The sequence below is a fragment of the Bartonella queenslandensis AUST/NH15 genome (assembly GCF_000312585.1).
Classification (GTDB): Bacteria; Pseudomonadota; Alphaproteobacteria; order Rhizobiales; family Rhizobiaceae; genus Bartonella; species Bartonella queenslandensis_A.
The window spans coordinates 18215-22929 of sequence record NZ_HE997998.1 but is presented as its reverse complement, the minus strand read 5'-3'; the positions used below and the strand labels follow the sequence as shown (position 1 = coordinate 22929).

The window sequence follows — 4715 nt, the reverse complement described above, 5'->3', positions numbered from 1 at the left end:
AAACTTTAGAAGATATTGAAAAAATTTGCAGAAAATGGGCAAAAAGAGCTGATGTCATCATAAATTTTTATCAAAGTAACTATGAGGGGCAGCTCGTAGAATGGATACAGGAGGCAATAGGGTTAAGTTCTGGATTGATCATCAACCCTGCGGCTTACAGTCATACATCTGTTGCGCTTCTTGATGCTCTAAAAATGTTTCCAGGACCGAAAGTAGAAGTTCATTTATCCCATATTTATCAACGTGAAGCTTTTCGCCATCATTCTTATACATCTGCAGGTGTAGATGCTATCATAAGTGGGTGCGGAAGTGATGGATATCGGTTTGCGCTTGAGTATATTGCAAAACGATTAATAAATTGTAAAAGGTAAAGAGTAAGCGTTGGATAAGAGGAATATAGGCATTGAATTCACTTGATAATTATTTTCAAATCTGTACAATACGAGGTATTATATTTATGACAATTTTTAGTGCGTATGACGGGGGTAAATAAAGATGAGAAGCTGTATTAGACGATTAGAAATGCTTATAGTTTTAGGGGGAGCACTACTTTTGACTGGTTGTAAAATGGATGTCCTTCAGCCGTCAGGTTACGTAGCACGTCAACAGCTCATTTTGATTATTGCTTGTGTGCTTGTTATGCTTTGCGTTGTCATTCCAGTTATGGTGAGTGTGGTATTTTTAGCGATAAAATATCGTGCATCAAATACGAAAGCGAGTTATTCTCCTGATTGGGCGCATTCAAATAAAATTGAAGCGGTAATGTGGGGTATCCCAATTGTAATTGTAATGGTTTTAGGTTCATTAACAGCTTATTATACCTATAAGCTTGAGCCTGCAAATCCTCTTCCAGTAGAGGTTGTGGGTGAAGGAGAGCCATTGCAGATTGATGCTGTAGCTCTTGATTGGAAATGGGTTTTTATTTATCCTCAATATGGCGTTGCATCGATCAATGAAATTTATGCGCCTAAAGGACGTCAAGTTTTATTGCAATTGACGTCCGAAAATTCTGTCAATGCCTTTTGGGTTCCTAAATTGGGTACAGTTCTTTACGCTATGCCGCAGATGAATGCTAAGTTGCATTTGGTCGCTGAAGAACAGGGAGTATTTAAAGGAACCTCAGCAAATTACAGCGGTGATGGTTTTTCAGGGATGCGGTTTAAGTGGCATTCTGTGTCTTCGCAGGATTTTGCGGCTTGGATTGTGAAAGCTCGGGCTAATGGTCGAGCTCTTGATCGTACATCTTATCGTCAACTTTCTATTGCGCCTCGTATGGGTGATATTGCTGCGAAGGAAAAAGATGCTGAAGTTCGTTATTTTGCACCTGTTGAGAAGCGCCTTTACTATCGTATTGTGAATCGCTGTGTCGATGAAAATACGGTATGTAATGAAGATTTAATGAAGCGTGCTGCTGCTCAGACACTGTGGGGTGCACTTTGTTCAGTATTTGATCCTGATGTTATTTAAGGATCAATAGGGAAAGAGCCCTTTTAATATAAGGTTTCTTTTAAACTTGAATTTCATTTGAAATGGGTTGAAAAATGTTTGGAAGACTTACAGATCCTACGGCAGGTGCTTTCCATGCGCTTGCACATGAACCAATCGTTTTGTATACATGTATCGCGATTGTGGTGGTTGGTTTGATTGCTGCTGTTGCTTTAACAGCGCTTGGGTGGTGGGGAGTTTTATGGCGAAATTGGATTACAACTGTTGACCATAAACGCATCGGTATTATGTATATAATTCTAGGGATTATTATGCTTGTTCGCGGTTTTGCTGACGCGCTTATGATGCGCACGCATCAAGCTTTAGCTCTTGGGAGTGAAACAGCAGGTTATTTGCCCCCTGAGCATTTTGATCAAATTTTTTCGGCGCATGGTACGATCATGATTTTTTTCATGGCGACACCTATTTTATTTGGTCTTTTTAATTATCTTATACCGCTTCAAATTGGTGCGCGTGATGTTGCTTTTCCCTTTGCAAATAATCTGGGTTTTTGGATTACGGCAGCTGGGGCGATTTTGATTAATATATCACTAGGTGTTGGTAATTTTGGTCGTGGTGGTTGGTTGATGTATCCACCTTTTACAGAACTGCAAACGAGTCCGGATACAGGGGTAGATTATTATTTATGGTCTCTTCAGCTTTCTGGTATTGCAACAACAATGGGATCAGTGAATTTTATTGCAACGATAATTAAAATGCGTGCTCCTGGAATGACAATGATGAGAATGCCTGTTTTTTGTTGGAGTGCTTTTGTCAGTAATGTTCTTATTGTCGTTATTTATCCTGTCTTAACTGTAGCATTTGCACTCTTGGCATGTGATCGTTATTTAAACATGAATTTCTTTACCAATGTTGGTGGTGGAAATCCAATGGTGTGGATTAATTATGTTTGGGTTTTTGGTCATCCTGAGGTTTATGTTTTGGTTGTTCCTGCTTTTGGAATTGTTTCTGAGGTTGTATCAACTTTTTCTTCAAAACGCCTCTTTGGTTACACTTCCATGATATGGGCCATGGTGGTTATTTTAATTCTTTCGCTTCTTGTTTGGGGACATCATTTCTTCACAATGGGTGGCGGTGAAGCTGTAAATACCTTCTTTAGTATTGCGACAATGATCATCGCAGTTCCAACAGGTGTAAAAGTCTTTAATTGGCTGCTTACGATGTATAAAGGTCGGATCCGCTTTGAGCCTCCGATGCTTTGGTGCATGGGAATGATCTTTACGTTTGTTGGTGGTGGATTAACCGGTGTTTTATTATCTATTGTCCCTGCTGATTGGCAGTTTCATAATTCGCTCTTTTTGATAGCGCATTTCCATCATACAATTATTGGAGGTGTTGTTTTTGCTTATTTAGCTGGGCTTGCTTTTTGGTTTCCAAAAGCTTTTGGTTATAAACCAAATCGCATACTAGGTATTGCATCTTTCTGGTGTTGGTTTATTGGTTTTTACCTTGCCTTTTTCCCCGTTTATGCGCTTGGTTTAATGGGTGCGACACGCCGTCTTCAGCATTACATGGAACCTAGTTGGCAGCCGATGTTTATTATTGCTGCTCTAGGTGCCTTGATTATCTTACTTGGTATCCTTTGTTTTGTATTACAGGTTGTTTTGGCGATTTGGTATGGTATTAAGCATAAAGGTCACTTACCAGTAACATTAAATGATTCTTGGGGTGATGCACGTACGCTTGAATGGTTTACCTCTTCACCGCCTCCTTCCTATAATTTTGCCCACCTTCCTAAGATACAGTCTGATGATGCTTATTGGAATATGAAGAAAAGTGGTTATCAACGCCCAACAAGTGGATTTACAAAAATTCATATGCCATCGAATACAGCAGCTGGAATTATTGCTGGCTTCTTCTCATTAGTTGTTGGTTTTGCCCTTGTTTGGCATATTTGGTGGCTTGTTGCGATCGGACTGGTTGGTTTTATTGCGACGCTTGTGTGCCATTCATTAACAGGTGATCACCATGGTTACTATATTCCAGCTGAGGAAGTGCAAAAAACTGAAGATGCTTTTACAGCTGTTCTTAAAGAACAAGGAGTGACAGTATGAGTGCTGTAACAATGAATAATGCGAGTACTGTGGATAAACTTCACCACGATAGTAGTTCGGTAATGACGTTTGGTTTTTGGGTCTATATTCTTTCAGACTTGATTTTGTTTTCGACACTTTTTTCAAGTTTTGCTGTCTTTTCTGCTTCTTATGGTGGTGGTAAAGCGGGCAATGAGTTTATAGATTTAAAGTTTGTTTTGGTTGAGACTGCTTTCTTATTGTTTTCCTCTGTCACTTATGGCTTTGCAATGGTACAAGCCCATAAAAATAACATCAGTGGTGTGCGTTTATGGATGGCTATTACCTTTGTATTTGGGTGTTGCTTCATTGCCATGGAACTTTACGAGTTCCATGAATTATTGGGTGAGGTCTTTTATTACGATCCAAATGCTTATGCGGGTATTGATCCTGCAACAGGTTTACAGCTTTTTGGACGGGAAATTCTCTCTGCTTATTGGTCAGCATTTTTTGCTTTGGTTGGCACGCATGGGATTCACGTAAGTGTCGGTCTTCTTTGGATGGTTGTGATGTTTTTTCATCTTCGACGCAATGGTTTAGATCAGAATAATAAAACACGTTTAGCATGTCTTTCCATTTTTTGGCATTTACTTGATATTGTATGGATTGGTGTTTTCACCATGGTTTATCTATTAGGAGCGTTGTGATGAGCATGCAAAATGAAACACATGGTCCCAGTATTGGTTCCTATTTAGTCGGTTTTATTCTGGCTGTATTTTTTACCTTAGGTTCTTTTATTCCTGTGATGTATGGAATGATGGAAAGTTGGGCAATTAGTACAAAGGTTGTATATCTTATTGGGATGGCGCTTATTCAGATTATAGTACAAATTGTTTTCTTTTTACATTTGAATTCTGGTCCAGATGCCAAGTGGAATTTAAGTGCTTTATGGTTTGCTGCTATTTGCGTTTTTATTGTTATTGGAGGTACGTGGTGGGCTATTTCTCATTTGAATTATAATATGATGGGAGGCTCAGGACGTGTTATTGAACCGAAAATATCAGGTGTAGATGATTCTTCAGTATCTGAGCAGTTATCAAATAAAGATATATCCGTAAGAAAACAGCCAGAAAAGATATTAAACTCAGAAATATCCATGGAGCAAGTTCCAAGTATGCAAACTCCTGTAGATAAAGT

Annotated in this window: 5 protein-coding genes; all 5 read left to right on the top strand. The window is 39.0% G+C overall.

Annotated features, from left to right (window positions below; translation table 11 throughout):
- The coding region (locus tag BN338_RS04000) for a type II 3-dehydroquinate dehydratase (RefSeq protein ID WP_039759278.1) at positions 1–371 on the top strand (371 nt) is incomplete at its 5' end.
- 124 nt (positions 372–495) lie between these two features.
- Positions 496–1467, top strand: a complete 972-nt coding sequence (cyoA, locus tag BN338_RS03995; protein WP_039759275.1) for a ubiquinol oxidase subunit II — start codon at positions 496–498, stop codon at positions 1465–1467.
- 74 nt (positions 1468–1541) lie between these two features.
- A complete protein-coding gene (gene cyoB, locus BN338_RS03990) occupies positions 1542–3560 on the top strand; it encodes a cytochrome o ubiquinol oxidase subunit I (RefSeq protein ID WP_039759272.1) in 2019 nt (672 codons plus the stop codon).
- A complete protein-coding gene (locus BN338_RS03985) occupies positions 3557–4225 on the top strand; it encodes a cytochrome (ubi)quinol oxidase subunit III (RefSeq protein WP_039759269.1) in 669 nt (222 codons plus the stop codon). Before cyoB ends, BN338_RS03985 begins: the two co-directional genes overlap by 4 nt.
- A partial coding sequence (gene cyoD, locus BN338_RS03980) for a cytochrome o ubiquinol oxidase subunit IV (protein WP_083868436.1) occupies positions 4225–4715 on the top strand: 491 nt, incomplete at its 3' end. The genes BN338_RS03985 and cyoD, both read left to right, overlap by 1 nt.

Excerpts from the sequence above, each read along its gene's own strand:
- cyoA (WP_039759275.1), top strand. The coding sequence starts at position 496 with ATGAGAAGCTGTATTAGACGATTAGAAATGCTTATAGTTTTAGGGGGA.
- cyoB (WP_039759272.1), top strand. The coding sequence starts at position 1,542 with ATGTTTGGAAGACTTACAGATCCTACGGCAGGTGCTTTCCATGCGCTT.
- BN338_RS03985 (WP_039759269.1), top strand. The coding sequence starts at position 3,557 with ATGAGTGCTGTAACAATGAATAATGCGAGTACTGTGGATAAACTTCAC.